Source organism: Streptomyces sp. LX-29 (genome assembly GCF_029541745.1).
GTDB lineage: Bacteria > Actinomycetota > Actinomycetes > Streptomycetales > Streptomycetaceae > Streptomyces.
Genome location: NZ_CP089746.1, coordinates 2,255,104 through 2,281,781 on the forward strand (window position 1 = coordinate 2,255,104; position 26,678 = coordinate 2,281,781).

General features: G+C 73.1%; 20 protein-coding genes. 3 read left to right on the top strand and 17 right to left on the bottom strand.

Features of this window, described 5'->3' with window-relative positions:
* Positions 1 to 39: 39 nt before the first annotated feature.
* From LRS74_RS09530 to LRS74_RS09545, 4 genes are all read right to left on the bottom strand, one after another.
* Positions 40 to 2,274 (bottom strand): MMPL family transporter, encoded by a 2,235-nt coding sequence (locus tag LRS74_RS09530; protein ID WP_277740601.1) that lies wholly within the window; start codon positions 2,272 to 2,274, stop codon positions 40 to 42.
* Positions 2,275 to 2,506: 232 nt separating this feature from the next.
* A complete protein-coding gene (locus tag LRS74_RS09535; protein ID WP_277744673.1) occupies positions 2,507 to 3,358 on the bottom strand; it encodes an ABC transporter permease in 852 nt (283 codons plus the stop codon).
* A 140-nt stretch (positions 3,359 to 3,498) separates the two neighbouring features.
* Positions 3,499 to 4,449 carry an ABC transporter permease gene (locus LRS74_RS09540; RefSeq protein WP_277740602.1) on the bottom strand — a complete coding sequence of 317 codons (951 nt, stop codon included), beginning with the start codon at positions 4,447 to 4,449 and terminating at the stop codon, positions 3,499 to 3,501.
* On the bottom strand, positions 4,446 to 6,245 hold the full coding sequence (locus LRS74_RS09545; protein WP_277740603.1) for a peptide ABC transporter substrate-binding protein: 1,800 nt from the start codon (positions 6,243 to 6,245) through the stop codon (positions 4,446 to 4,448). Before LRS74_RS09545 ends, LRS74_RS09540 begins: the two co-directional genes overlap by 4 nt.
* Before the next feature lie 171 nt (positions 6,246 to 6,416).
* On the opposite strand from LRS74_RS09545, the gene LRS74_RS09550 reads away from it, so the two are divergent.
* A complete protein-coding gene (locus tag LRS74_RS09550; protein WP_277740604.1) occupies positions 6,417 to 7,607 on the top strand; it encodes an ROK family transcriptional regulator in 1,191 nt (396 codons plus the stop codon).
* Between the two features lie 156 nt (positions 7,608 to 7,763).
* Positions 7,764 to 9,242, top strand: coding sequence for a M81 family metallopeptidase (locus LRS74_RS09555; RefSeq protein WP_277744674.1), 1,479 nt, complete (start codon positions 7,764 to 7,766; stop codon positions 9,240 to 9,242).
* 38 nt (positions 9,243 to 9,280) lie between these two features.
* Here the strand turns inward: LRS74_RS09555 and gatB are convergent, their stop codons facing one another.
* The 10 genes from gatB to LRS74_RS09605 all read right to left on the bottom strand — a co-directional run bounded on the left by gatB (position 9,281) and on the right by LRS74_RS09605 (position 22,275).
* Positions 9,281 to 10,789 carry an Asp-tRNA(Asn)/Glu-tRNA(Gln) amidotransferase subunit GatB gene (gatB, locus tag LRS74_RS09560; RefSeq protein WP_277740605.1) on the bottom strand — a complete coding sequence of 503 codons (1,509 nt, stop codon included), beginning with the start codon at positions 10,787 to 10,789 and terminating at the stop codon, positions 9,281 to 9,283.
* Positions 10,790 to 10,812: 23 nt separating this feature from the next.
* Entirely contained in the window at positions 10,813 to 11,043 is a 231-nt protein-coding gene (locus tag LRS74_RS09565) for a hypothetical protein (protein ID WP_144381920.1), read from the bottom strand.
* 97 nt (positions 11,044 to 11,140) lie between these two features.
* On the bottom strand, positions 11,141 to 12,634 hold the full coding sequence (gatA, locus tag LRS74_RS09570; protein WP_277740606.1) for an Asp-tRNA(Asn)/Glu-tRNA(Gln) amidotransferase subunit GatA: 1,494 nt from the start codon (positions 12,632 to 12,634) through the stop codon (positions 11,141 to 11,143).
* A 2-nt stretch (positions 12,635 to 12,636) separates the two neighbouring features.
* On the bottom strand, positions 12,637 to 12,933 hold the full coding sequence (gene gatC / locus LRS74_RS09575; protein WP_144381643.1) for an Asp-tRNA(Asn)/Glu-tRNA(Gln) amidotransferase subunit GatC: 297 nt from the start codon (positions 12,931 to 12,933) through the stop codon (positions 12,637 to 12,639).
* A 357-nt stretch (positions 12,934 to 13,290) separates the two neighbouring features.
* Entirely contained in the window at positions 13,291 to 15,387 is a 2,097-nt protein-coding gene (locus LRS74_RS09580; RefSeq protein ID WP_277740607.1) for a bifunctional diguanylate cyclase/phosphodiesterase, read from the bottom strand.
* 856 nt (positions 15,388 to 16,243) lie between these two features.
* Positions 16,244 to 18,430: an NAD-dependent DNA ligase LigA gene (gene ligA / locus LRS74_RS09585; protein ID WP_277744675.1), complete on the bottom strand. Its 2,187-nt coding sequence runs from the start codon at positions 18,428 to 18,430 to the stop codon at positions 16,244 to 16,246.
* A gap of 34 nt (positions 18,431 to 18,464) precedes the next feature.
* The gene (locus LRS74_RS09590; protein ID WP_277740608.1) at positions 18,465 to 19,490 is read right to left on the bottom strand and encodes a methionine synthase; all 1,026 of its coding nucleotides are present in this window, start codon (positions 19,488 to 19,490) and stop codon (positions 18,465 to 18,467) included.
* Positions 19,491 to 19,545: 55 nt separating this feature from the next.
* A complete protein-coding gene (locus LRS74_RS09595; RefSeq protein WP_277740609.1) occupies positions 19,546 to 20,979 on the bottom strand; it encodes an MFS transporter in 1,434 nt (477 codons plus the stop codon).
* Between the two features lie 131 nt (positions 20,980 to 21,110).
* The gene (locus LRS74_RS09600; RefSeq protein ID WP_186318861.1) at positions 21,111 to 21,551 is read right to left on the bottom strand and encodes a MarR family transcriptional regulator; all 441 of its coding nucleotides are present in this window, start codon (positions 21,549 to 21,551) and stop codon (positions 21,111 to 21,113) included.
* A gap of 34 nt (positions 21,552 to 21,585) precedes the next feature.
* On the bottom strand, positions 21,586 to 22,275 hold the full coding sequence (locus tag LRS74_RS09605) for an SDR family oxidoreductase (RefSeq protein WP_277740610.1): 690 nt from the start codon (positions 22,273 to 22,275) through the stop codon (positions 21,586 to 21,588).
* Between the two features lie 162 nt (positions 22,276 to 22,437).
* Here LRS74_RS09605 and LRS74_RS09610 point away from each other — a divergent pair, with 162 nt between their 5' ends.
* Positions 22,438 to 22,998, top strand: a complete 561-nt coding sequence (locus tag LRS74_RS09610; RefSeq protein ID WP_277740611.1) for a Uma2 family endonuclease — start codon at positions 22,438 to 22,440, stop codon at positions 22,996 to 22,998.
* A gap of 17 nt (positions 22,999 to 23,015) precedes the next feature.
* Here LRS74_RS09610 and LRS74_RS09615 read toward each other — a convergent pair whose 3' ends face one another.
* From LRS74_RS09615 to LRS74_RS09625, 3 genes are all read right to left on the bottom strand, one after another.
* Positions 23,016 to 24,095, bottom strand: coding sequence for a PASTA domain-containing protein (locus LRS74_RS09615; protein WP_277740612.1), 1,080 nt, complete (start codon positions 24,093 to 24,095; stop codon positions 23,016 to 23,018).
* Between the two features lie 157 nt (positions 24,096 to 24,252).
* Complete coding sequence (gene mnmA / locus LRS74_RS09620) at positions 24,253 to 25,413, bottom strand: tRNA 2-thiouridine(34) synthase MnmA (RefSeq protein WP_144381636.1); 1,161 nt, start codon at positions 25,411 to 25,413, stop codon at positions 24,253 to 24,255.
* Between the two features lie 361 nt (positions 25,414 to 25,774).
* Entirely contained in the window at positions 25,775 to 26,665 is an 891-nt protein-coding gene (locus LRS74_RS09625; RefSeq protein WP_277745048.1) for a hypothetical protein, read from the bottom strand.
* Positions 26,666 to 26,678 lie beyond the last annotated feature (13 nt).

Consider the following 26,678-nt stretch of genomic DNA (forward strand, 5'->3'; position numbering starts at 1 on the left):
GGCGTGCTTAGGGGCTGCTCAGGAGCCCGGGGGCGGGCCTCAGGAGCTGCGGGCGCCCGCCGTGTCCGACAGCTCCGCGCGGGGCGCGGGCACGGTCAGCGGCTCCGGCTGCCGCACCGCCTCCTCCGGCGGCTCGATGCTGATGCGCGGCAGGCAGCGGTCCAGCCAGCGGGGCAGCCACCAGTTGGCGGCGCCGAGCATGTGCATCAGGGCCGGGACCAGGAGCGTACGGAGGACGAACGCGTCCAGGGCGACGGCCGCGGCCAGGCCGATGCCGAACATCGCGATGATCCGGTCGCCGCTGAGCACGAAGGCGGAGAAGACCGCGATCATGATGACGGCCGCGGAGTTGATGACCCGGCTGGTCTCGGCCAGGCCCACCCGGACGGCGACCCGGTTGTCGCGGGTCTGGAGCCACTCCTCGTACATCCGGCTGACCAGGAAGACCTGGTAGTCCATGGAGAGGCCGAAGAGCACCGACACCATGATCACCGGCAGGAAGGGCTCGATGGGGCCCGCGGCGCCCAGGCCCAGCAGTCCGCTGCCCCAGCCCCACTGGAAGATCGCGACGACCACGCCGAAGGACGAGGCGACGGCGAAGATGTTCATCGCCGCGGCCTTGAGCGGGATGCCGATGGAGCGGAAGGCGAGCAGCAGCAGCAGGCAGCCGAGCGCCACCACCACGCCGACGAACAGCGGCAGCTTGCCGATGATCACGGACGCGAAGTCGTCGTAGCTGGCGGTGAGCCCGCCGACCTGGACGTCCAGCGAGGTGCCCCGCTCGGCGGCCGGCAGCACCTCCGTGCGCAGGCGGTCGACCAGGTCGGAGGTGGCCTGGGACTGCGGGGAGCTCTCGGGGATGACGGTCAGCACGCCGCCCGGGTGGGAGCCGCTGAGCTCCGGGCCGCCGACCGCGGCGACGCCCTCGGTGCCGCGCAGCGTGTCGGCGAGCTGGGTGAAGGCCAGCTTGTCGGCGGCGCTGTCGACGTGGCTGGCGAGGGTCAGCGGGCCGTTGACGCCGGGGCCGAAGCCGTCCGCGAGCATGTCGTAGGCCTGCCGCGTGGTGGCGGTGGTGGGGTTGTTGCCCTGGTCGGAGGTGCCCAGGTGGAGCGAGAGGGTGGGCAGCGCCAGCACCAGCATCAGCACGGCGGCGACGGCGCCCAGCAGCTTGGGGTGGCGCTCGACGAAGGCCGACCAGCGGGCCGCGAAGCCGGTCGCCGGCTTCGGGGCGGGACCGTTCTCGGTCAGCTCGCGGCGCTCGCGGCGGTTCAGCGCCTTCATGCCGATCACGCCGAGCAGCGCGGGCAGCAGGGTCACCGAGGAGGCGACGGTGAGCACCACGGTGAGCGAGGCGGCGTAGGCGACGCCGTTGAGGAAGTCCAGGCGCAGGACGAGCATGCCCAGCAGCGCGATGCAGACGGTGACGCCCGCGAAGACCACCGCGCGCCCGGAGGTGGCCACGGCGCGCTGCGCGGCCTCGGCGACCGGCAGGCCCTGGCGCAGCCCGCGCCGGTGCCGGGTGACGATGAACAGCGCGTAGTCGATGCCGACGCCGAGACCGATCAGCAGGCCCAGCATGGGCGCGAAGTCGGCGACGGTCATGGCGTGGCCCAGCAGCCCGATGCCCGCGTAGGCGGTGCCGACGCCGACGACGGCGGTGGCGATGGGCAGGAAGGTGGCGGCCAGCGAGCCGAAGGCCAGGAAGAGCACCACGGCGGCGGCGGCGATGCCGATGATCTCGCTGAGGTGGCCGGCTTCGGGCGCCTCGGTCAGCGCGACGCCCGCGCCGCCCAGCGCGACCGACAGGCCCGCGTCCTCGTCCGCGGCCGCCCGCGCGGTCTTCACGACCTGCTCGACCTCGCCCTTGTCCAGGTCCTGGGTGGGCGCGTCGAAGGCGACGGTGGCGTAGGCGGTCTTCCCGTCGGGGCTGATCCGGCCGGCCCCCTCGGCGCCGTACGGGCTGGTCACCGAGGCGACGCCGGGCAGCTCCCCGACCTCGTCCAGGGTCGCGGCCATCCGCTCCTCGACCGAGGCCGCGCGGACGGTGCCGTGCTCGGTGTGCCAGACGATCGAGTCGCTGTCCCCCGCCTCGCCGGGGTGGATCTCGTTCAGCAGCGCGGCGGCCTTCGAGGACTCCGTGCCGGGCACGTCGTAGTCGTTGGAGTACGCGGTGCCGGTGACGGCGACAGCGGCGGCGGCGCCCACGAAGGCGACGAGCCACAGCACGATGACGGCGATGCGGTGCGTGATGCACCACCGGGCGAGAGCGGTCATGGACTGCTTTCAGGAGGGGACGTTCGTGCGGGGTGGGCGCGGAGCCCGCCCTGTCCTCAGCACTGTGACAGCCGGAGAAGATCATTTGTCCCTTTTGTGGGTTTTACCACAAGAGTGCGGAGGCCCCCGGACGGCCCGCTTCCGACCCCCGGGCACCCCGCTCACGGCGGTCGCACGGGCCGGACCGGCGCCTCCCCCGCAGCCGCAGCGCAGGCCGCCCGGCCGCCCCGCCTCAGCCGGCGCGCAGCCCCGCGCCGCGCACGTCGAAGGCGTCCCGCAGCCCGTCCCCGAGCAGGTTCAGGGCGGCCACCACCAGCATGATCGCGATGCCCGGCGGGAAGATCAGCCACCAGTGGCCGATCTGGGTGTAGGTGATGCCGGCGCTGAGCATCGAGCCCCAGTCGGCGGCCGGCGGCGGCACCGACAGACCCAGGAAGGCCAGGTACGCGACGTAGAGGATGGCGTCGGCGATCTGGAAGGTGGCGTTGACGACGACGGTGCCGATCGCGTTGGGCAGGATGTGCCGGAAGACCGCCCGGCGCCCGCCGCCACCCATCATCCGCATGGCGTGCACATAGTCGCGCTCACGCAGCGCGAGCGCCTCGCCGCGGATCAGCCGGGCCGGGGAGAGCCAGGCGACCGAGGCGATGACCAGGATCAGCACCCCCTTGCCGGGGGTGACGATCGCGGCGACGACCACCAGCAGGAACAGCGCGGGGATGGCCAGCGCGGCGTCGGTGATCCGCATCATCACCGCGTCCAGCCAGCCGCCCGCATAGCCCGCGACCGCGCCGTAGACCGCGCCGAAGCAGGTGGCCAGCAGCCCGGCGGCCAGCCCGACCTCCAGCGAGGTGCGGCCGCCGGCCATCAGCCGACCGAGCATGTCGTACCCCAGGTCGGTGGTGCCCAGCGGGTGCCCGTCGTCGCCGGGCGGCAGGCCGGCCCGACTCAGGTCGGTGTGCACCTGGTCGGTGTCGTGGACGAGCGGACCGAGGTAGCAGAAGGCGGCCACCGCGACCAGCAGCACGGCGCCGACCAGCGCGCTCCGGTCGCGCAGCAGGGCGGCGAGCGCCCGGCGCACCAGGCCCGCGGCGTCGCGCGACCCGGCCGCGGGGAGGCGGCGGGCGCCCACGGGGCGAGGGTCGACGCGCGACGGGCCGCGGTCGGGACCCGACGGGGCGCGGTCGGGGTCCGGGGCGGCCGGCTCCGGCACCGCGGGCGCGGTCACGAGACGCTCCTGATCCGTGGGTCGAGGACGGCGTACGCGATGTCGGTGAGCAGCGAGCCGAGGACGGTGGCGACCCCGACGACCAGCGTCACGCCCAGCAGCACCGGGAAGTCGGAGCCCTGCGCGGCGTTCCAGAACAGCAGCCCCATGCCGGGATAGTTGAACATCGACTCCACCACCAGGGTGCCGCTGAAGAGGGTGGGCAGGTAGAGCCCGACCAGGGTGGCCACCGGGATCAGCGCGTTCCGCAGCACATGCCGGGCGAGCACCCGGCGCCCGCGCAGCCCCTTGGCGCGCGCCGCGCGCACGTACTCCTCGCCCAGGTGGTCCAGCACCGCCGAGCGTGTGTAGCGGCTGAACGCGGCGACGACGCCGAGCGCCAGGGTCACCACCGGCAGCACCAGCCCGGCCGGCTCGGCCAGCACGCCGGCGACGGTGTCCGCCTGCGGCGCCTCCGCCGGGAAGAGGCGCAGCCGCTGGCTGAAGACCCAGATCAGCACCAGTCCGAGGAAGAAGACCGGGGTGGCGTAGGCAAGGAAGGCCGCGCCGGTGAGGAGGTGGTCGGCCGCGGTGCCGCGCCGCACCGCCTGGAGCACGCCCAACGGGATCGCGCACAGCACGGCCAGCGCCAGGGCCGCGCCGGCCAGCAGTGCGGTCCTGGGCAGCCGCTCACCGAGGAGCGCGATCACCGTCTGGTTGAGCTTGTACGACTCGCCGAGGTCGCCGGTGAGCAGCCGTCGCAGATACATCCCGTACTGGACCGGCAGCGGTCGGTCGAAGCCCTGCCGGTGGTCGAAGTGGGCCACCGCCTCGGGGGTGGCCCGGGGGCCGAGGATGGCGCGCGCCGGGCCGCCGGGGAGCTGGTGCAGCAGCAGGAAGACGATCACGGAGACCAGCAGCAGCACGACGGCGGCCTGGGCGCCGCGCCGGGCCAGGAAGCGGATCACGCGCCACCGCCCTTCGTGACGTAGTACCAGTCCTGCGGGGCGAGGCTCAGGGTCGGGTTCTGCTCGACGCCGCGCAGGTCGTTGCGGATCACCGAGACCTGGTAGGCGGGGTTGGGGGTCCACAGCACGGGCAGCCGATCGGCGACGTGCCGGGCGTAGGCACGCATCGCGGCCGGGTCGGTGGAGTACGCGGTGGCCCGGATCAGCTCGTCGGTCCGCGGCTCGGACCAGTTGCCCATGTTGGAGGGGGCGCCGGTGGCGAAGAGCTGCTCGCCGCTGGGGTCGGGCGGGAAGTACCAGCTCCCCGCGGTGCCGAAGAAGCCGAGCTGCCAGGCCCGGCACGCCGGCTCGGCCGGGCGGCAGGGCACGGTGGTGCCCAGCACGGTGTTGAGCGGCTGCTGCCGGATGTCCAGCCGGACGCCGGCCCGGTCGAAGGAGGACTTGATCTCCTGCATGGTGTTGGAGGTCTCCGTCGAGCCGGACTGGGACAGCAGCTCCAGCCGCAGCTCCCGCCCCTCCTCGACGCCCGCGCCGCACCGGCCGGGACCGCCGCCCGGCCGCGCGCAGCGCAGCGTGCCGCCGTCCCCCGCCCGCCAGCCGTGCGCGGCCAGCAGCCGCTTCGCCCGGCCCGGGTCGTACGGGTACGGGGGGCGGTCCAGGAGCGAGCCGGGCACCGGGCCGCGGGTGGGGGCGGCGGTGCCGTGCCAGACGACCTCGGCGATGGCCCGCTGGTCGATCAGGTGCTGGAGGGCTTGGCGCAGATAGGTCTGGCGCAGCAGCGGCCCGGCCGTGGGGTGGTGGAAGTTGAGGACGATGTAGGTGATCGCCCAGCCCTCCCAGGGGTCGATGCGGTAGCCCAGCTCGGTGAAGGTCTTGGAGGCCGCCATCACGGCGGGCGGGATGTAGCCGTAGTCGATGTCGCCGGACCGCAGCACGTTGAACTCGGAGTCGGCGGTGGTGAAGGGACGGAAGACCACCCGGTCCAGGTGGGGCTTGTCCGGCCCGGTGTACCGCGGGTTGGGCACCAGGGAGACCCGCCCGGAGGTGCTCCAGCGCTCGATCCGCCAGGGGCCGTCCACGGTCCGCCACAGCGGGTCGGTGGCGAAGCGGGAGAGCTGCTTGGCGTGCCGGAGCAGCCGGGCGAAGGCGGTCCTGGGGTCCTCGCCGTCCGGGTTCCAGGCGTGCCGGGGCAGCGGGGTGATGCTCTGCAGCTGGTTGGCGGTGAACCAGACCGGGTTGTACGCGCGGTCGAGCCGCAGCCGGACGGTGCGGTCGTCGAGCGTCTCGAAGCGCCGGACGTTGTCGGGCAGCAGCCCGCGCGCGTAACCGCCCCACTCCTCCTTGTTGGCCTTGATCAGTTCGAACCAGAAGGCCACGTCGCCGGCGGTGACCGGCCGCCCGTCGGACCAGGTGTAGCCCCGCTTGAGGGTGAGGGTGACGGTGGTGCCGCGGTCGCTGTAGCGGGGCGGCAGGGCGAGGTTGCGGGGGCTGTCCATGGTGAGCTCCCCGCCCTTCTCCTCGGGCGTGTACAGCGGCGGGTAGAGCAGGTTCTGCAGGGCGCTGTTGTAGCCGGCCAGATAGCCGGGGGCGCCGATCGGGAAGATCCAGTTGGGGGTGGCGGCGGGCGGCAGCGCCATGGTGACGGTGCCGCCCTCGACCCGGGTCCCCCCGGTGGGGCCGAGGTCGGTGACCCTCTCGGGCCGCGGGCCGCAGCCCGAGACCAGCGCCAGCAGACAGACCACCGCCGCCGCCAGCGGGGCGCGGACACGTGTGCTTCGTACGCCGATCAGTCCCACGCTCGTCTCCAGGAGGCAGCGGGCAGGCCGAAGTCAGCGAGCAACGTACGGACGCCAGAGAAAGGAAGTCAAGAGTCTGGCGCCCTCCTGGGTAACTGCGGTGTACTGGACGGGACTTGACCCCTTTCTTGCTTCGCTCGACGAAGAAAGAACGGTCCGGAGGGGGCACGCATGACCGCCGCCGAGGAGCAGCCCGGCTCCGCCGCGCACATCCTCGACCTGGTCGCCGGCGGGGCCGCCAGCTCCCGCGCCGACCTGGTACGGGAGTTGGGGCTGGCCGCGTCCACCGTCTCCGCGCGCGTCCAGGAACTGGTCGACGCCGGGCTGCTCAGCGAGTCCGGCGCGGGCGCCTCGCGCGGCGGCCGCCGCCCCCGGCTGCTGCGCCTCCCCGACGGCGGAGCCGTCGCCCTCGCCGCCGACCTGGGCAGCCACCATGCGCGGCTCGGCGCGGTCGGCCTGGACGGCACCGCCCGGGAGGTGACCGAGGACGTCCTCGACCTGACCCAGGGGCCGGACCGGACCCTGGAACCGCTGGCCGACCGGCTCGCCGTGCTGGCGGACCGGCAGCGGGCCGCCGGCCGGGCGGTGCGCGCGGTGGGCGTGGGCTTCCCCGGGCCCGTCGACACCGACGGCGGCCGGATCATCGCCCCCTCCCGGATGCCCGGCTGGCATCTGTACCCGCTGCGCGACCGGTTGGCGGAGCGGCTGGGACTGCCCGTGCTGGTCGACAACGACGCCAACATGATGGCCGTCGGCGAACACCACGCGGCCCGCTCCGGCCCGCGTCACCTCGTCGTCGTCAAGGCCGGCCGCGGCATCGGCTCCGGGGTCGTCTGCGACGGCCGGCTGTACCGCGGCGCCGGGGGCTCCGCCGGCGACATCAGCCATGTGCGGGTGGACGCCGCCGCAGAACGCCCCTGCTCCTGCGGGAACATCGGCTGCCTGGAGACGGTCGCCAGCGGCGCCGCCATCGCGACCGCGCTGCGCGGGCTGGGCATCGAGGCCGACGGCTCGGCCGATGTGCTGCGGCTGGTCGCCGACGGCGAGCCGAACGCCACCACCCTGGTCCGCCGGGCGGGGCGGGACATCGGCGCCGTGCTCTCCGTCGTCGTCAACTTCTTCAACCCCGAGGCGGTGATCCTCGGTGGCGCGCTGGCCGGAGCCGAGCCGCTGGTCGCCGCCGTCCGTGGCGCGCTCTATGAACGCTGTCTGCCGATGGCCACCCGCGAACTGTCCATCACGGCCGCCCGCGGCGGCGCCGACGCCGGACTGCTCGGCGCCGGCCGGCTCGCCCTGCGCGAGCTCGCCCTCGCCCCGCTGGGCCGTCCGGCCCCCGACCTGGCGCCGCCGCCCGGCGGCTGAGCCCCGGACGACCGAGCCCGCCGTCTCCCGCTCTCCGGGAACGGGGCCTCGCCGTCCGGGGCCGAACCCGCCGCCCGCGCCGCCCCCGCCCCTCCAGGAAGGTGAGCCTCCGTGTCCTCCCCCACCGGCCGCCGCCCGCGCGTCGCCATCGGCGGCATGGCCATCGAGTCCAGCACCTTCTGCCCGCACCGCACCCGTTATCCGGACTTCCGCGTCACCCGCGGCGCCGAGCTGCTGGCCCGCTACGCCTGGACCCGACCGGGCCACGAGCTCGCCGACGCCGTGGAGTGGGTCCCGCTGGTGCACGCGGTGGCCCTGCCCGGCGGCCCGGTGGAGGCGGCCACCTACGAGCGCGTCAAGGCCGAACTGGTCCACCGCCTCCGCGCGGCGGGCCCGCTGGACGGCCTGGTCTACGACATCCACGGCGCGATGAGCGTCGTCGGCCGGGAGGACGCCGAGGCCGACCTCACCGAGGCGGTCCGGGAGGCCATCGGCGCGCGGGCCCTGATCTCCGCCGCCATGGACCTTCACGGCAACGTCTCCCGGCGCTTCGCCGAACAGCTCGACCTGATCACCGCGCACCGGCTGGCCCCGCACGAGGACGCCTGGGAGACCCGGGAACGCGCCGCGCGCACCCTGGTGGCGCGGCTGCGGAGCGGGCGTGGCCGCCCCCATCTGGCCTGGGCCCAGATCCCCGTACTGCTGCCCGGCGAGAAGACCAGCACCCGGCTGGAGCCGGCGAAGTCGCTGTTCGGGCGGCTGGCCGCCGTGGAGGCGCTGGACGGCGTGGTCGACGCGGCCCTGTGGGTCGGCTACGCCTGGGCGGACGAGCCACGCTGTCGGGCCGCGGTGGTCGTCACCTCCGACGACCCCGACCTGGCGCTGGCCCAGGCCGGCGCCCTGGCCCGGGACTACTGGCGGGCCCGCCGCGACTTCGTCTTCGTCGGCCCCACCGGCACCGCCGACGCGTGTGTGGCCCGCGCGGTGGAGTCCTCCGCCCGGCCCTTCCTCATCAGCGACTCCGGTGACAACCCCACCGCGGGCGGCGCCGGCGACCTCCCCTACCTGCTCGGCCGGCTGCTCGCCCACCCGGCGCTGGCCGCGGGCGAGGTCACCGCCCTGCACCCCGGCCTGACCGACCCGGCGGCGGTGGCGCGCTGCTTCACGGCGGGGCGCGGGGCGACGGTGACGGTGCGGGTGGGCGGCTCGTTCAGCGCCGGCACCGGACCGCACGCCGAACCGCTCGAGGTGACCGGCGAGGTGGTGTCGCTGCGCCCCGGGGACGAGGTCGGCGGCGACCTCGCGGCGCTCCGCGCGGGCGGGGTCACCGTGGTGCTCACCAGCCGCCGCAAGCCGTTCCACACCCTGGCCGACTTCGGGGAGCTCGACCCCCGCGGCTACGACCTGGTCGTGGTCAAGATCGGCTATCTGGAGCCGGAGCTGTACGCGATGGCGGCCGACTGGCTGCTCGCCCTCACCCCGGGCGGGGTGGACCAGGACCTGCCGCGGCTGGGCCACCACCGTGTCGTCCGGCCGCTGTACCCCTTCGACGACGCGGGGTTCGAGGACCCGGAGCCGACCCCGGCGCTGCTCCGGCGCGAGGACCCACTACGCCGCGACGGCCGCCCCCGCTGAGGGGGACGGCCGTCGCGGCGGTCGGCGGGGTGTCGGGGTCAGCCCTCGACGCCCAGCTTCTCCAGGATGAGCTCGCGCACCCGGGCCGCGTCGGCCTGGCCGCGGGTGGCCTTCATGACGGCGCCGACCAGGGCGCCGGCGGCGGCCACCTTGCCACCGCGGATCTTGTCGGCGATGGCGGCGTTGGCGGCGATGGCCTCGTCCACGGCCGTGCCCAGGGCGCTGTCGTCGGAGACGACCTTCAGACCGCGGCCCTCGACGACGGCGTCCGGCTCGCCCTCGCCGGCGAGGACGCCCTCGATGACCTGACGGGCCAGCTTGTCGTTGAGTGAGCCGTCGGCGACCAGCGCGCACACCCGGGCCACCTGGGCCGGGGTGATGGCCAGCGAGGACAGCTCCGCACCGGCCTCGTTGGCGCGGCGGGCCAGCTCGCCCATCCACCACTTCCGCGCGGCGGCGGCGTCCGCGCCCGCGTCGATGGTGGCGGTGATCAGCTCGATGGCGCCCGCGTTGAGGACGGACTGCATCTCGTGCTGGGAGATGCCCCACTCCTCGCGGAGTCGGTTGCGGCGCACCCGCGGCAGCTCCGGCAGGCCCGCCCGCAGCTCCTCGACCCACTCCCGGGAGGGGGCCACCGGCACCAGGTCCGGCTCCGGGAAGTAGCGGTAGTCCTCCGCCTCCTCCTTGACCCGGCCGGAGGTGGTGGAGCCGTCCTCCTCGTGGAAGTGGCGGGTCTCCTGGATGATCGTGCCGCCGTCGCCGAGCACCGCGGCGTGCCGCTGGATCTCGAAGCGCACCGCGCGCTCCACCGAGCGCAGCGAGTTGACGTTCTTGGTCTCGGAGCGGGTGCCGAACTTCTCGGCGCCGTGCGGCCGCAGCGACAGGTTGACGTCGCAGCGCATCTGGCCCATCTCCATCCGGGCCTCGGACACGCCGAGCGCCTTGATGAGCTCGCGCAGCTCGGCGACGTACGCCTTGGCGACCTCGGGCGCACGCTCGCCCGCGCCGACGATCGGCTTGGTGACGATCTCGATCAGCGGGATGCCGGCGCGGTTGTAGTCCAGCAGGGAGTGGACCGCGCCGTGGATACGGCCGGTGGCACCGCCGACGTGGGTCGACTTGCCGGTGTCCTCCTCCATGTGGGCGCGCTCGATCTCGACGCGGAAGACCTCGCCGTCCTCCAGCTGGACGTCCAGGTAGCCGTTGAAGGCGATCGGCTCGTCGTACTGGGAGGTCTGGAAGTTCTTCGGCATGTCCGGATAGAAGTAGTTCTTCCGGGCGAAGCGGCACCACTCGGCGATCTCGCAGTTCAGCGCGAGGCCGATCTTGATGGCGGACTCCACTCCGGTCGCGTTGACGACCGGGAGCGAGCCGGGCAGGCCGAGGCAGGTGGGGCAGGTCTGCGCGTTGGGCTCGGCGCCGAGCGTCGTCGAGCAGCCGCAGAACATCTTGGTCTTGGTGCCGAGTTCGACATGCACCTCGAGGCCCATGACGGGCTCGTAGGTGGCCAGTGCGTCCTCGTACGACACCAGTTCAGTGACGGTCACGGAAAACTAACCTTTCAGTGCGCTCAGCCCGCGAGGACGTCGTCGTCGCCCAGGCGCTTGAGCTCGCGGACGAGGAGCGCGATGCCGGTGATGATGGCGGCGGCCGAGACCACGGCGTCCACCAGCTGCAGCTTGTCCTGCTCGGCGCGGGCCTTCTTCGCCTGCTTGACGACGCTGATCGCGCCGAAGGCGGTGGTGCCGATGGACAGGTAGGTGCCGGGCTTGGACTTCTTGAAGCCCTTGGCCTTCTTCATGGCGCTCACAGCATCTCTCCGTTCGCTTCTCCGCCCGCGCGGCGCAGGGGCGCGGGTGTCCACGTCGTCTGCGGCCGGGCGGCCGCGCGTGCGTCGCTCACAGGGAAGGTGCCTCCTCAAGCAGTGGGTGGCCCCACGTGGCGACGAACGCGGCCTCGACCGCGGCACCGACCTTGTACAGCCGGTCGTCGGCCATGGCGGGGGCGATGATCTGCAGGCCGACCGGGAGCCCGTCCTCGGGCGCCAGGCCGCAGGGCAGCGACATGGCCGCGTTGCCCGCCAGGTTGGTCGGGATGGTGCACAGGTCCGCGAGGTACATCGCCATCGGGTCGTCGGCGCGCTCGCCGATCGGGAAGGCGGTGGTCGGGGTGGTCGGCGAGACGATCACATCGACCTGCTCGAAGGACTTCTCGAAGTCCTTCGAGATGAGCGTGCGCACCTTCTGCGCGGAGCCGTAGTAGGCGTCGTAGTAACCGGAGGAGAGGGCGTAGGTGCCCAGCATGATCCGGCGCTTGACCTCGGCGCCGAAGCCCTCCTCACGGGTGAGGGAGGTGACCTCCTCGGCCGACTTGGTGCCGTCGTCGCCGACCCGCAGGCCGTAGCGCATGGCGTCGAAGCGGGCCAGGTTGGAGGAGCACTCGGACGGCGCGATCAGGTAGTACGCGGCCAGCGCCAGGTCGAAGGAGGGGCAGTCCAGCTCGACGATCTCGGCACCGAGCTCCTTGAGCAGCTCCACCGACTCCTCGAACCGCTGCATCACGCCGGCCTGGTAGCCCTCGCCGCGGAACTGCTTGACGACGCCGACGCGCATGCCCTCGACGCTGCCGTTCCGGGCCGCCTCGACCACCGGCGGCACCGGGGCGTCGATGGAGGTCGAGTCGAGCGGGTCGTGGCCGGCGATCACCTCGTGCAGCAGCGCCGCGTCCAGGACCGTACGGGCGCACGGGCCGCCCTGGTCGAGGGAGGAGGAGAAGGCGACCATGCCGTAGCGGGACACCCCGCCGTAGGTCGGCTTGACGCCGACCGTGCCGGTGACGGCGGCCGGCTGACGGATCGAGCCGCCGGTGTCGGTGCCGATGGCCAGCGGCGCCTGGTACGAGGCGAGCGCCGCGGAGGAGCCGCCGCCGGAGCCGCCGGGGATCCGGGTGAGGTCCCACGGGTTGCCGGTCGGGCCGTAGGCACTGTTCTCGGTGGACGACCCCATGGCGAACTCGTCCATGTTGGTCTTGCCGAGGATGACGACGTCGGCTTCCTTGAGCTTGCGCGTCAGGGTCGCGTCGTACGGCGGGATCCAGCCCTCGAGGATCTTGGAACCGACGGTGGTCGGCACGCCCTTGGTGGTGAAGATGTCCTTCAGCGCGAGCGGGACGCCGGCCAGCGGGCCGAGCTTCTCGCCCCGGGCGCGCTTCTCGTCCACCGCCCGCGCCTGGGCCAGGGCGCCCTCGCGGTCCACGTGGAGGAAGGCGTGCACCTTCTCGTCCACGGCCTCGATGCGGGCCAGGTGGGCCTCGGTGACCTCGACCGCGGTGACCTCGCCGGAGGCGATCTTCGCGGCGGTCTCCGCCGCGGTGAGCTTGGTCAGATCTGCCATGATCACTCCTCCCCCAGGATCTGCGGCACCTTGAAACGCTGCTGCTCCTGGGCGGGGGCGCCGGAGAGCGCCTCCTGCGGGGTCAGCGACGGACGGATCTCGTCCGGGCGCATGACATTGGTCAGCGGCAGCGGGTGGGAGGTCGGCGGAACGTCTTGGTCGGCGACATCGGAGACGCGGGCGACCGCGCCGATGATGTCGTCCAGCTGACCGGCGAAGTGATCGAGCTCTTCGCCCTTCAGCTCCAGACGCGCCAGCCGGGCGAGGTGGGCGACCTCCTCGCGCGTGATGCCAGGCATGCAGCGATCCTCAGGGTGAGTGTGGAGTGTTTTCGCGGCCAATCCTATGGCTCGGGGCCCGATCCGGGCGAAACGCTTTCGGCTGCCGCCGTGGCTTGCCCGTCGAACCACCCCACCCGGGCCCCGCCCGTGACCCCTTTCCGCTCGCCCCTGGGCTCCGCCCGTGACCCGTTTCCGCTCGTGTCCGGGGGCTGTGCCCGGGTCGTTTCCCCGTCGCCGGGGGTTGCGCTGGGGGCCGTTTTCCCCGTTCCGTGGGGGCCACGCCCCGGGGGCCGACTGCTCTCGTACCGGGCTGTGCACCACCCCGCCGACATGACGAGGGCCCGCGCACTCTTACGTCACCGGTCAGGTCACCGGTCACGTCACCGGCTGATCGGCGTCCTCCGTAGGGGCGACCACATGTGCCCCCTCACCCCGGGCCCGCAACCAAGCCGTGGTCTCCTCCGGCGGCATCGCGGCCGCGACCAGCCACCCCTGGACCGCGTCGCAGCCGAGGTCCCGCAGCCGCTCCCAGGTCTCGTCGTCCTCGACCCCCTCGGCGACCACGAGCAGGCCGAGGGAGTGCGCGAGGTCGACCGTACAGCGCACGATCTCGGCGTCCTCGGTGTCGACGGCGAGCCGGGCCACGAAGGAGCGGTCGATCTTGAGCTCGCTGACCGGCAGCCGGCGCAGATGGACCAGGGAGGAGTAGCCGGTCCCGAAGTCGTCGAGGGACATCTTCACCCCGTGCCCGGTGAGGCCGGCGAGCGTGTCGGCCGCGCGCTGTGGGTCCTCCAGCAGCACATGCTCGGTTATCTCCAGCTGCAGCGCCCCCGGAGGGACCCCGTGCCGGGCCAGTCGGCCGGCGACGGCGCCGGCGAAGCCGGGGGTGTGGACGTCGCGGGGCGAGACGTTGACCGCGACCGGCACCTCCAGGCCGTCGGCCCGCCAGCGGGCGACCTGGCCGAGGGCGGTCTCCAGCACGTACTCGGTGAGCCGGGGCATCAGCCCCGAGCTCTCGGCTATCGCGATGAACTCGTCCGGGGGCACCCGGCCCCGGTCCGGGTGGACCCAGCGCACCAGCGCCTCCAGCCCCGCCACATGGCCGTCGAAGCCCACCTTGGGCTGGTAGTGCAGTTCGACGTCGCCGGCGTCCAGCGCCCGCCGCAGATCGCCCAGCAGGCCGAGCCGGTCCGGGGTGTTCCCGTCGCGCCGCGCCTCGTACACCTCGGCGCCACTACGGTCCCGCTTGGCCTGGTACATCGCCACATCCGCGCGGCGCAGCAGCCCCTCCGCGTCCAGCGCGTGGTCGGGGTAGACGGCGACACCGGCGCTGGCCTCCAGGACCAGGGTCAGTCCGTCCAGGTCCAGCGGCGAGCTGAGCGCGGAGATGAGCTGGCGGGCCACCCGCTGGGCGCTGGTGAGCGAGTCCGCGACGGGCAGCAACACGGCGAACTCGTCCCCGCCCAGCCGCGCCGCCTCGGCACCGCGCGGCAGCGCCAGCCGCAGCCGCTCGGCTATCTGCAACAGCAGCCGGTCCCCGGCGAGGTGACCGAGTGTGTCATTGACGGATCGAAACCGGTCGAGGTCGATCAGCACCAGTGCGGTGCGGGCCTCGTTCTGTTCGGCCTCGTCCAGCGCGGTCCAGGTGCGATCCAGCAACCACTGACGGTTCGGCAGCCCGGTCAGCGGATCACGCAGCTGCTCCTCGGCCCGGACCCGGGCGATCCACAGCGTGGAGTCCAGAGCGATTAAAGGCACCGCGAACAGCGGCAGCATCAGCGGCCGGTGCACCGCCACCACCACGATCAGCGGCGCGATGCCCAGTAACGCGACACCCACCAGGGCCTGCCGGGCCAGCGCCGCGCGGGCCACGCTGCGCAGCCCCGCACCCGGCGGTGCCATCGCGTACCACAGCAGGGCGCGGGTCACGAGCAGATAGCCGAAGGCGGCCAGGGCTATCTGGGGGGCCGCGTACAGTCGCCAGTCGTCCGGATGCCAGGGGTTCTCCACCGAAGGGACGGTGCCGAAGACCGCCAAGGCCACCGCGGCCGCCCCGATGCCGAGGATGTCGACCGCCCCGTGCAACAGCGCCTGCCGCCAGCGGTGCCGGCGCGCCGCGCCGACCAGCACCACGACCGCCAGGCTGATCAGGGCGGCGGGCAGCCAGCCGTACAACAACAGGGCGGCCAGGGTTAACGCGGCCCCCGAGCCGGTGCCACCCCACCAGCGGTCACGGCCGAGCGCCACCAGATGACCGACGATGATGCCGGTGAGGACGGCCAGGGACCAGCCGACGGTCCCATCGGGGAACAGGGCGTTCCCCGATTCCAACACCCGGAAGATCCCGGTCCCGAACGCGAGCGTGGCCGCCACCACCGCCGCCGGAGGCAGCACGGACGACAAGGTCAGCTCGGTGGGTGGCGCAAGACGGCGCAGCCGCGACGCCGGGGCGGCGCTGTCGGTCGGTTTCATACCCGTCCCTCTCACAGCCGGCGGTGCCCGCGCCACGGCAGGCGCACACCTCAACAGTAGGCCGCAGAAGGCTACGGCGGGCGGCGATCGGCTGCGGTTGCCCGAATGCCACCCGGCCTTCCATAACCATCTGGTATGAGCTGTCAGGGTGATGCCCGCCGGTCGTGGCCGGAACTACTCGGTCCACCGACGGGCCCCCCTTCGGTGCCGTAAATGGCCTCAGAGCCGTAGGGCCGCTACTGCTCGGCCTACCGCCCCGCCCTACTCCTAATGGCTGACGCCAGACTCCTTTTTGAGGGCTCGGTTCACCTCAGGGCGCCTTAAGCGACTGCCGACGGTCGACCGTGCGCCCCCCTCTTTTTGAGGCTCGGTTCGCCTCCGGGCGCCTTAAGCGACTGCCGACGGTCGACCGTGCTCGCCTGCTCGTTCCTCACAGGCTCCGCGCGCTCTCCCTTTCGGCAGCCGCGCGCCCTTCGGCTCACTCGCCGGACCGCACGGGGCCGACGTGCGTCCGCAGCCGTGAGGCGGGGGTCGTCGCGCTCGACCGCTCGTTCCACGCGGCCCCCGCGCGCCCTTCGGCTCACTCGCCGGACCGCACGGGGCCGACGTGCGTCCGCAGCCGTGAGGCGGGGGTCGTCGCACTCGACCGCTCGTTCCACGCGGCCCCCGCGCGCCGATCGACTCACTCGCCGGCCCACACGGGGCCCAAGTGCGTCCGCGGCAGTGCGGCAGGGGCCGGCGCGCTCGACCGCTCGCGCCACACGGCCACCGCGCGCCCTTCGGCTCACTCGCCGGACCGCACGGGGCCGACGTGCGTCCGCAGTCGGCGGGCCCAGCCCCGAGGGCCCGGGCCTGCCTAGTGCCCCTCTTCGTCGCCCGGGACCGGCACCCGGGCCTCGCGGGCGGCGTCCGGGCCGTCGGACAGCAGCACGCCGAAGCCCTCCTCGTCGAGGACCGGCACCTTCAGCTGCATGGCCTTGTCGTACTTGGAGCCCGGATTGTCGCCAACCACCACGAAGTCCGTCTTCTTCGATACGGATCCGGTCACTTTCGCGCCACGCCGCTGGAGCTCCTCCTTCGCTCCGTCGCGCGTATACGACTGCAGGGTGCCGGTGACGACGACGGTGACGCCCTCCAGCGGGCGGGGGCCCTCGTCCTCGCCGCCCTCCTCCTCCATCCGGACCCCGGCGGCCCGCCACTTCTCGATGATCTCGCGGTGCCAGTCCTCGGCGAACCACTGCTTCAGCGAGGCGGCGATGGTGGGGCCGACGCCCTCGACGGCCGCCAACTCCGCCTCGTCGGCCTCCGCGATCCGGTCGATGGAGCGGAACTCCCGGGCCAGCGCCACCGCCGCCACGGGCCCGACGTGCCGGATGGACAGACCGGTGATGATCCGGGCGAGCGGACGCTGCTTGGCCGCCTCGATGTTGGCGAGCATGGCCAGGGTGTTCTTCTTCGGCTCGCCCTTCTGGGTGGCGAAGAAGGTGACGATCTTCTCGTCGCCGGTCTTCGGGTCGCGCTTGGGCAGACCGCTGTCCGGGTCCAGGACATAGGACCGGATCGGCAGCAGCTGCTCGACGGTGAGGCTGAACAGATCGCCCTCGTCGCGCAGCGGCGGGGTGGCCGGCTCCAGCGGCTGGGTGAGCGCGGCGGCGGCCACATAGCCGAGGTTCTCGATGTCCAGGCACTTGCGGCCGGCCAGGTAGAACAGCCGCTCCCGCAACTGGGCGGGGCAGGAGCGGGCGTTGGGGCAGCGCAGGTCGATGTCGCCTTCCTTCATGGGCTGCAGCCCACTGCCGCACTCCGGGCACTCGGCCGGCATCACGAACTCCTGCTCGGTGCCGTCCCGCAGTTCCACCACCGGGCCGAGGATCTCGGGGATCACGTCGCCCGCCTTGCGCAGCACCACCGTGTCGCCGATCAGCACGCCCTTGGCCTTGACCACGTCCTGGTTGTGCAGGGTGGCGAACTCGACCTCGGAGCCGGCCACGGTGATCGGCTCCACCACCGCGTACGGCGTCACCCGGCCGGTGCGGCCGACGCCGACCCGGATGTCGACCAACGTGGTGTTGACCTCTTCCGGCGGGAACTTCCAGGCGATGGCCCAGCGCGGGGCCCGCGAAGTGGAGCCGAGCCGGCCCTGGAGCGGGATCTCGTCCAGCTTGATCACGGCGCCGTCGATCTCGTGCTCCACCGAGTGGCGTCCCTCGCTGTCGCCGTAGCGCGCGATGAAGGCCCGCACGCCGTCCAGCGAGTCCACGACCTCGTGGTGCGTGGAGGTCGGCAGGCCCCACTCGCGCAGCAGCTCATAGGCGTGCGACAGGCAGTCGATGTCGAAGCCGTCGCGGGCGCCGATGCCGTGGACCACCATGTGCAGCGGGCGGCTGGCGGTGACCTTGGGGTCCTTCTGGCGCAGCGAGCCGGCGGCCGCGTTCCGCGGGTTGGCGAACGGCGGCTTTCCGGCCTCCACCAGGCGCGCGTTGAGCTCGTCGAAGCGCTCGCGCGGGAAGTACACCTCGCCGCGGATCTCCACCAGCTCCGGGATCCGGTCGCCCTCGAGTCGGTCGGGGATCTCGGCGATGGTGCGGACGTTGGGCGTGATGTCCTCGCCGGTGCGGCCGTCGCCACGGGTGGCGGCCCGGACCAGCCGGCCGCGCTCATAGGTGAGGTTGACCGCGAGGCCGTCCACCTTCAGCTCGCACAGGAAGTGGTACGAGGCGGCGCCGAGCTCCCTGGCGATGCGGTCCGCCCAGCCGGCCAGCTCCTCGTCCTCGAAGGCGTTGTCCAGGCTGAGCATCCGCTCACGGTGCGCGACCTCGGTGAACTCCGTCTCGTAGGAGCCCGCGACCTTCTGGGTCGGCGAGTCGGGCGTACGCAGCTCCGGATACTCCTCCTCCAGAGCCTCGAGTGAGCGCAGCAGGGTGTCGAACTCCGCGTCGCTGATGACCGGGGCGTCCTTGACGTAGTACCGGAAGCGGTGCTCCTCGACCTGCTCAGCGAGCTGGGCGTGCTTCTCCCGCGCCTCGGCGGGCACCCCCGTCATCTGCTGTCCGCCAGCCACCGTTGTCGTCCTCCCGTTACTCTGGGTTGTCAGCGAGCGATCTCGCGGCCCGGGCGCAGTGGGCGAGCACGGTGCGCGCGTAGGCGGGCGAAGCGCCCGCCAGCCCGCACGCGGGAGTGATCACCACGGAGTCCGCGAGGGTCTCCGGCGACAGCCCCAACCTGCGCCACAGCGTCCTGACACCCATGACGCTACCGGCAGGGTCTGACAATGCGGCGTCCGTGCCGGGCACCGCGCCGACGAAGAGGGTGGTGCCGCCTTCCACGGCCTCCCCGATGACTTCCTCCTCACGCTCGGTGAGGAGCGAGAAGTCGAAGGAGACGGCGGCGGCCCCGGCCCGGCGCAACAGCGCGAAGGGCACCCGAGGGGCGCAGGAGTGCACCACCACGGGCGCCTCGGCCGCCGTGCCGACCGCGATCAGATCGCGCAGCGCTCCCTCCACCACGCCCCGGTCCACGGCCCGGTGGGTGCGGTAGCCGCTGGCGGTGCGCACCTGGCCGCTCAGGACGGCGGTCAGCGAGGGCTCGTCCAGTTGGAGCGCCAGTCGGGCGCCGGGCACCCGGCGGCGGACGTCGGCCAGGTGGTTGCGCAGCCCCTCGGCGAGCGAGCCGGCCAGGTCCCGGCAGGCGCCCGGGTCGCTCAGCGCGGCCTCGCCGTTGCGCAGTTCCAGGGCGGTGGCCAGGGTCCAGGGGCCCACGGCGGACACCTTGAGCGCGCCGGTGTACCCCTGGGTGAACTCCTCCAGCGCGTCGAGGTCCTCGACCATCCAGGACCGGGCCCGGCGGGTGTCCCGGCCCGGCCGGTCGCCGACCCGCCAGCCGCTGGGCTCCACATGCGCGTACACATCGACCAGCAGCCCGGCGGTGCGCCCGATCATGTCCGCGCCGGGGCCCCGCGCGGGCAGCTCCGGCAGGTACGGCAGGGACTCCAGCGACCCGGTGACGGTCTTGACCGCCTCCCGCGCGTCGCCGCCGGGCATCGATCCGACGCCGCTCGCGGCGCCGGCGCCCCAGATCTGCGTGTTGGTGCTCTTCTCGCTCACCCCGGAAGCCTACGAGCCCGGGAGCCGATGCGGGGAACTCGTGCCCGCGCGGAACCTATCCCGCGTCCGCGACGGGCCGCGCCCCCTCCGCCCCGGAGCCCGTCGTACGGGCGCGCAGGCCCCACCAGGCCAGCAGCGCCGCCGCCAGGTAGGCCGTGGCGGTGAGCGCGAAGGAGGCGGTGGCGCCGGCGTACCAGCCGCCCGCGCCGGCGATCACGGCGCCCATGACGGCGATGCCGACCAGGGAGCCGACCTGGCGGTTGGCGTTGAGGGTCGCGCTCGCGATGTCGGCGTGGGCGCGGCCGGCGGCGGTCATCAGGGCGCCGGTCATCGCCGGGGAGGCGATGCCGAGGCCGGTGTTGAACAGCGACAGCAGAACGGCGAGGACCCAGTACGGCGTCTCGGGGGAGACGGTCAGGGCGAGGGCGAGCGGGCCGACGGCGGCGTAGAGGAGGGAGCCGACGAGGGCGGCGCGGTGCGACACCCGATGGCCCCACCGGGCGTAGAGGATGTTGCCGACCAGGAAGACCAGTTGGGTGGGGAGCAGTTGGAGGCCCGCCTCGATCGGATCGGCGCCGCGCGCGTTCTGGAGGAACAGCCCCAGCATGAACATCCCGCCGTAGGCGCCCAGGTTGAAGAGGAAGCCGATGGCGTTGGCGGCGGAGAAGCGGGGGTCGGCGAAGAGCGCGCCGGGCAGCACCCGGACCGCGGCCGTGCGCTCCCGCAGCACGAAGGCGGCGCCGGCCGCCAGCGCGACGGCGAAGGCGGTGAGCACCTCGACGGCCTCCCAGCCCTTCTCGGGGCCCTCGATCAGCCCGTAGCTGAGCGCGCCGAGGGCCAGCAGTCCCAGGGCGTGCCCGGCCGCGCCGAGGGGGCCGGGGCGCCCGGCGACCGGGGCGATCACCCGCCGGGCGAGGAGCAGTCCGACGACGCCGACCGGGATGTTGATCAGGAAGATGGAGCGCCAGCCGAGGCCGCCGACCAGCAGTCCACCGAGGGCCGGGCCGAGCCCGGCGGCGGTGGAGACGATCGCCGACCACAGCCCGAGAACGCGGGTCCGTCGCCGCTCGTCGGGGAAGGAGGCGAGCAGCAGGGTGAGCGAGCTGGGCATGAAGAGCGCGGCCCCCGCTCCCTGGAGCAGCCGCCCCACCACCAGCGCCCAGGCCCCCGGGGCGGCCGCGCACAGCAGCGAGGCGGCGGTGAAGAGCCCGAGGCCGACGAGGTAGACACGGCGGGCGCCCAAGCGCGCGGCGAGCGATCCGGCGAGCAGCAGCAGCGAGGCGAAGGCCAGGACGTAGCCGTCGACGACCCAGGTGAGCCCGGACAGGCTCAGCCCCAGCCCGTCCCGCAGCTCGGCCCCGGCGACGTTCATGATCGTGACGTCCAGGGTCGCCATCACGAAGCCGAGGGCGAGCGCGAGCAGTTGCGGGCCCTGGCGGGCGGGGGCTCCCTCGGCGGGGGCGGCCGGGTCGGCCGGGGGTGCGTCCATGCGAGCGATCATGACGATGAAGTTATAGCTGTATCGATTACAGCCGCAATGATTACAGCTATAACTTTACCGAGCGTAGAAGAAAGGGCCTCCCGGCCAATCGATCGGCCGGGAGACCCGGAGCCTCTTCGCTAGGCGCGCCCCAGCGCCCGCAGCAACTGCTCCCGCAGTTGCTCCCGCCCCTCCGCGGGGAGGTGGTCGAGCGGGGAGTCCTTCCCTATCCGGCGCAGCAGGTCCAGCCGGAGCTCGCGCCCCGCCTCGGTGAGGACGAGTTGCTTGGCCCGCCGGTCCGTGGGGTGCGGTCGACGCACCACCAGCCCCTGCTTCTCCATCTTGTCGATCACGTAGGTGACGTTGGGCGGCTCGCAGCACATCACCGCGGCCAGTTCCCGCGCCGTCCGCGGCTCCCCCAGCTCCTCCAGGGCCTTCGCCTGGGTGGGGGTGAGGTCCAGCTCCGCGATGCGGCTGCGCTGGTGCGCGTCCATGCGCCGGGACAACTCGGTGACCAGCCCTCGGATCTCTCTGACCCCGCACCCCATCCGCGCCGCGGTGGCCTTCGCTTCGCTGCTCATCCAGCCAGCGTACGTCGGCCGGTCGGCGACGGGCTCAGCCGCGCGGCCGTACCGACAGGTCGGTGATCTCCGCGTCACGCGGCAGATCCAGGGCGGTCACCACGGTGGTGGCGACCGACTCGGCGTTCATCCAGCGCTCCGGGTCGTACTCCCTGCCCTCCTGCTGGTGCACCTTCCGCTGCATCGGCGTCGCGGTGCGGCCCGGGTAGACGGTGGTCACCCGCACCCCGTTGCCGCTCTCCTCCCCGCGCAGCGCGTCGGCCAGCGCCTTGAGCCCGTGCTTGCTGGCGGCGTACGCGCTCCACTGGGGGCTGGTGCGCAGACCGGCGCCGGAGTTGACGAAGACGACCTGCCCCTGGGCGAGCCGCAGCTGCGGCAGCAGCAGCCGGGTCAGTTCGGCCGGGGCGACCAGGTTGACGGCGAGCTGCTGGTTCCAGATCTTCGGGGTGAGGTCGCCGACGTTCCCCAACTCGAAGACGCCGGCGACATGCAGCAACGAGTCCAGCCAGTCCGGCAGCTCCTGGTGGCTCAGCGCCCAGGAGAGCCGCTCCGGCTCGGCCAGGTCGCCGACGAGGGTGCGGGCGCCGGGGAACCGCGCGGCCAGCTCCTTGGCCCGTCCGGCGTTCCGCGCGAACAGCCACAGCTGGTCGCCCCGCGCCGCCAGCCGCTCGGCCACGGCCGCGCCGATGCCCGACCCGGCCCCAGTGATCAGATGCGTTCTCATGCCCCCAGCTTGCCGCACCACTCCCCCACCAGCGGCGACCATACGCAGGTCCGATAAACGTGACCTTCCCTCCCCGCGAGCGTTCTCGTAGATGGCTACGCTTGCTCACACGCGTGCAGGCCGTGCCCAGGCAGAGGCTGAATGCGAGGGGAGGGGCACACCATGACGGCGCAGATGGAGGTCCCTGTGATGACCGAGGCGATGCGGCACTTCGAAGAGATCGACGCCGCGTTCCCGGACCTCAGGGCCGAAATGATCGACGGAGAGATCTACATCAGCACCGTGGTTACCAGCGCTCACGGCAATATGGTTCTCACCATTGCCGCCCAGCTCTTGTCCAAGTGGTTCGTCATGACCGAGGTCGACACCGTCTACGAGGGATGGCACGGGGAGACCTTCCTCCGCCCCGACATCTCCGTAGCGGACCCCTCGTTCCGCGGCACCCGACTCAAGCAGTTCCCTGCCGAGGAGATCCTCCTCGCGATCGAGGTCGTCTCGGAGTCCAACCCCGAGAACGACACCGAGAAGAAGGTCAGGAAGTACGCCCAGGCCGGCATTCCTTACTACCTGATCGTCAACCCCATCACCGGCACCTGCCTGCTGTACTCCCTCCCGGAGGGAGAGGGCTACCGCGCGACGCTGGAGACCGACTTCGGCAAGCCGGTGCCGATCGGTGAGCCGATCGACACCACGCTCGACACGTCGGCGCTCTACACGTACTAGCGAGCAGGCACTGGGGTTCAGGGGCTGCTCTCCGGCGTCGCCCCCTCCGTGGACACCGGCCCCGTCGTCGCCGGCGGATCGGTGACCTCGGTCGGACCGCCGGTGTCGGTGGGCGAGTCCGTCGGTGACGGCCCGTCGGTGGTCGGGGCGGTCGATTCGGGGGTGCCCTCCGGGGCGGCGACGACCAGCGTGACCGTGGTGTCGGCGCCCGGCTCGAGGGGAGTGCCGGCATCCGGGGTCTGGGAGAGGACGGTGCCGGGGGTGTCGGTGGAGGAGGTCTGCTCGATCACCTCGACGGTCAGGCCGGCGTCCGCCAGCGCCTGGGTGGCCTCCTCCTGGGACTGCCCGACGACCGACGGGACGACGCCCGCGGTGGGAGGCGGGCTGGTGGTGGGCGGGGGCGGCGAGGTGGTCGTGGTGTCGCGGCCGCCGCCGACGGGGCGTTCGATGACCCGGTCCGGCCGCTCGACGTCGCGGAGGGCGAAGCGCTTGACCGGCCGGTCGCCGGGGCGGACGACGACGTCCTTGTCCTTGTCGTGCTTCCAGCGCCCGCGGTCGGGGATCTCGACCTCGATCTCGTCGAGGTCGTGCTCGGGCTCTCCCAGCGGGTTGCCGCAGTTGCACTTGACCACCGGGACGCCGCGGCGGTCGATGAGGACCGCGATGCCGGCCTGGAGGAGGGCGTCGTACGGATCGGCCTTGCCGTTCTTGAAGCGGTGGTTGCGCACCAGCGTGTCGTTGCCGAGCAGCACGGGCGTCAACTTGTCGACATAGTCCTCGATCTCGTCGACGTCGATGCCCAGCGCGTCCGCCCACGCCGCGGCCTTCCGTCGGTTGTCCGGGTCCAGCAGAAAGCCCACCAGCTCGGCGATCTTGCATGCCTTGTCGCTGAGGCTGCCGCCGAAGAGCCCGCGCTTGGTGCCCCGCTGCTCGCCTCCGTGGTTGCCGGGGCGGACGCCGTCCCGGTCACCGCCGCCCAGGGAGAAGAAGGGCAACTCCGCGACGATCCCGACGGCCTCCGCGGCGACCAACGCCCCCCTCGCCTGGGGGCCGCACCCGGTGGCCAGGAGCGCGAGGCCCAGCACCACACCCACCACGGCGGATATCCGCCGCCTCAGAACATTTCGAACATGACGCGAATGCATATTGCACTCCCCCGATCGCGAGGAGTACAGGGTCCACCTCTGACAAAACCACTAGAGCGGGTTTTGCCAGCCGTTTAGGTCATGTGCGATACGTACGGAGAAGAGGGGCTCAGACCGCGGCTTCCGCCGTCGCCCGCCGGGTGGTGGCGATGGTGGCCGAGCCGACCACACGGGTGCCGTCGTAGAGCACGATCGCCTGGCCCGGGGCCACGCCCCGCACCGGCTCGGCGAAGGAGACCCGCAGCTCGGTGCCGTCGATCAGCTCCGCCGTCACCTCGGTCTCGCCGCCGTGGGCGCGCAGCTGGGCGGTGTAGCGGCCGGGGCCGGCCGGCGGCGCGCCGCACCAGCGGGGCTTGATGGCGGTGAGCCCCAGCACGTCCAGGGCGGCCGCGGGGCCGACGGTGACGGTGTTGTTCACCGGGGAGATGTCCAGCACGTAGCGCGGCTTGCCGTCGGCGGCCGGGACGCCCAGCCGCAGGCCCTTGCGCTGTCCGATGGTGTAGCCGAAGGCGCCCTCGTGGGTGCCGAGCCTGTTGCCCGCCTCGTCCACGATGTCGCCCTCGGCCCGGCCCAGCCGCGCGGCGAGGAAGCCCTGGGTGTCGCCGTCGGCGATAAAGCAGATGTCGTGGCTGTCCGGCTTCTTCGCCACCGCCAGCCCCCGCCGCTCGGCCTCGGCGCGGATCTCGTCCTTGGTGGTGAGCGTGTCGCCGAGCGGGAACATGGCGTGCGCGAGCTGCCGCTCGTCCAGCACGCCCAGGACGTACGACTGGTCCTTGGCCTCGTCGGAGGCGCGGTGCAGCTCACGGCCGCCGTCCTCGCGGGTGACGATCGTGGCGTAGTGCCCGGTGCACACCGCGTCGAAGCCCAGCGCCAGCGCCTTGTCCAGCAGCGCGGCAAACTTGATCTTCTCGTTGCAGCGCAGGCAGGGATTGGGGGTGCGCCCCGCCTGGTACTCGGCGATGAAGTCCTCGACGACGTCCTCGCGGAACCGCTCGGCCAGGTCCCACACGTAGAAGGGGATGCCGATCACGTCGGCGGCCCGGCGCGCGTCCCGGGAGTCCTCGATGGTGCAGCAACCGCGCGCGCCGGTGCGGAAGGACTGCGGGTTGGCGGAGAGCGCCAGGTGGACTCCGGTCACCTCGTGGCCCGCCTCGGCGGCGCGGGCGGCGGCCACGGCCGAGTCGACGCCGCCGGACATCGCGGCGAGCACACGGAGGCGACGGCCGTCGCGGGGAGCGTTCGGATCGGGGGCGCCCGGGAAGTCAGTCATAGCCTCTCCAGGGTACGGGGCCGGATGAGGTCGACGCGCCCGAGATTCTCCGGCCGGGCCGCGAGGCCGGATCCGCCGCCGGGCCACGAGGTCGGGTCCACCGCCGGGCCGCGAGGCCGGATCCGCCGCCGGGCCACGTGGCCGGATCCTTCGCCGGGGCGCGACGCCGGCCCACCCGGCTGGGACGCGCCGGGCCCCGCCGGGTCCGGAGCACCCCGCCCCGCTCCGGGCCCCGCGGCCGAAACGCGCCGGCCGCCGCCGGGACCACGGCACGCCGCCCGTGGAGAAGCAGCCCGCGGCCGGGGCCCACGGCCGCTGATCACGAACCCGCCGCGGTGCGCGCGGCCCGCGCCCCCCACGGTCACGGGCCCGCGGACGGCTCCCGCGCGGCCCCGGCGAGCCGCCCCGGCAGCCGCCCCGCCGCCGCGAGCAGCGCGCGGGCCGCCTGGTAGTAGGCGTAGGCGGACCAGGCGAACGGCACATAGCCCAGATAGCCCGGCAGCGGCATGGCGAAGAGGTGCGCGGCGTCGTTCAGACCGGGCACGTCGTAGACCCAGCCGGTGCCGGCACGGGCGTTCCACAGCTCCCACACCAGCCCGCACCCCAGCCCGGTCAGGGCCAGCACCAGGAGGGTGTCCCAGCGGCCGCGGTGGGCCTCGGACAGCAGGCTGGGCCGGCCGGCGAGCCGGTTCCCGGAGTCCAGGATCAGGAAGAGGGCGGGCCACACCAGCGGGTAGGTCACGCGCGGCCAGAGCGCGAGGGCCGCCAGTGAGGCGGCGCCGACCAGCATCAGGACGACCGGGGCGGCCGCCGAGAGCGGCAGTCGCGCGCCGCGCCTCGGCCGCCCCAGCGCGGGCAGCGAGCGCAGCAGCTCGGCGGTGACGCACAGCGCGGGCAGCACGGTGGAGAAGGAGAGCGTGGCGACCAGGTGCCACAGCACCGGCCCGTGCCGCTCCCCGCCGCCGTAGGTGACGTACTCCCAGTTGCGCACCCACTGGTTGATCCCCTCGTAGATCCACCAGAAGGGCGCGGAGAGCAGGAAGAGGGTCAGGAAGGCACGCCGGTCGCGGGTGAGCGGCGAGCTTCCGGTGCGCACCTCGACCAGTCCGTCCACGGTGAGGATGTAGCCCAGCCAGAGCGGGAAGAACAGCTCCTGCGAGAGGCCGCCGCGCACCAGCCAGTAGGCGGGCCAGCATCCGGCGATCAGCGCCGCGCCCGCCACCAGCCGCGCCGGAGGCCGGCTTCGGGTCATGGGCACTCCCTCC

What these genes read in the sequence shown, in the direction of transcription:
- LRS74_RS09530 (WP_277740601.1), bottom strand. Translation starts at nt 2,274, where the DNA reads ATGACCGCTCTCGCCCGGTGGTGCATCACGCACCGCATCGCCGTCATC.
- LRS74_RS09550 (WP_277740604.1), top strand. Translation starts at nt 6,417, where the DNA reads ATGACCGCCGCCGAGGAGCAGCCCGGCTCCGCCGCGCACATCCTCGAC.
- LRS74_RS09555 (WP_277744674.1), top strand. Translation starts at nt 7,764, where the DNA reads ATGGCCATCGAGTCCAGCACCTTCTGCCCGCACCGCACCCGTTATCCG.
- LRS74_RS09565 (WP_144381920.1), bottom strand. Translation starts at nt 11,043, where the DNA reads ATGAAGAAGGCCAAGGGCTTCAAGAAGTCCAAGCCCGGCACCTACCTG.
- gatA (WP_277740606.1), bottom strand. Translation starts at nt 12,634, where the DNA reads ATGGCAGATCTGACCAAGCTCACCGCGGCGGAGACCGCCGCGAAGATC.
- gatC (WP_144381643.1), bottom strand. Translation starts at nt 12,933, where the DNA reads ATGCCTGGCATCACGCGCGAGGAGGTCGCCCACCTCGCCCGGCTGGCG.
- LRS74_RS09580 (WP_277740607.1), bottom strand. Translation starts at nt 15,387, where the DNA reads ATGAAACCGACCGACAGCGCCGCCCCGGCGTCGCGGCTGCGCCGTCTT.
- ligA (WP_277744675.1), bottom strand. Translation starts at nt 18,430, where the DNA reads ATGACGGGGGTGCCCGCCGAGGCGCGGGAGAAGCACGCCCAGCTCGCT.
- LRS74_RS09595 (WP_277740609.1), bottom strand. Translation starts at nt 20,979, where the DNA reads ATGGACGCACCCCCGGCCGACCCGGCCGCCCCCGCCGAGGGAGCCCCC.
- LRS74_RS09600 (WP_186318861.1), bottom strand. Translation starts at nt 21,551, where the DNA reads ATGAGCAGCGAAGCGAAGGCCACCGCGGCGCGGATGGGGTGCGGGGTC.
- LRS74_RS09605 (WP_277740610.1), bottom strand. Translation starts at nt 22,275, where the DNA reads ATGAGAACGCATCTGATCACTGGGGCCGGGTCGGGCATCGGCGCGGCC.
- LRS74_RS09610 (WP_277740611.1), top strand. Translation starts at nt 22,438, where the DNA reads ATGACGGCGCAGATGGAGGTCCCTGTGATGACCGAGGCGATGCGGCAC.
- mnmA (WP_144381636.1), bottom strand. Translation starts at nt 25,413, where the DNA reads ATGACTGACTTCCCGGGCGCCCCCGATCCGAACGCTCCCCGCGACGGC.
- LRS74_RS09625 (WP_277745048.1), bottom strand. Translation starts at nt 26,665, where the DNA reads ATGACCCGAAGCCGGCCTCCGGCGCGGCTGGTGGCGGGCGCGGCGCTG.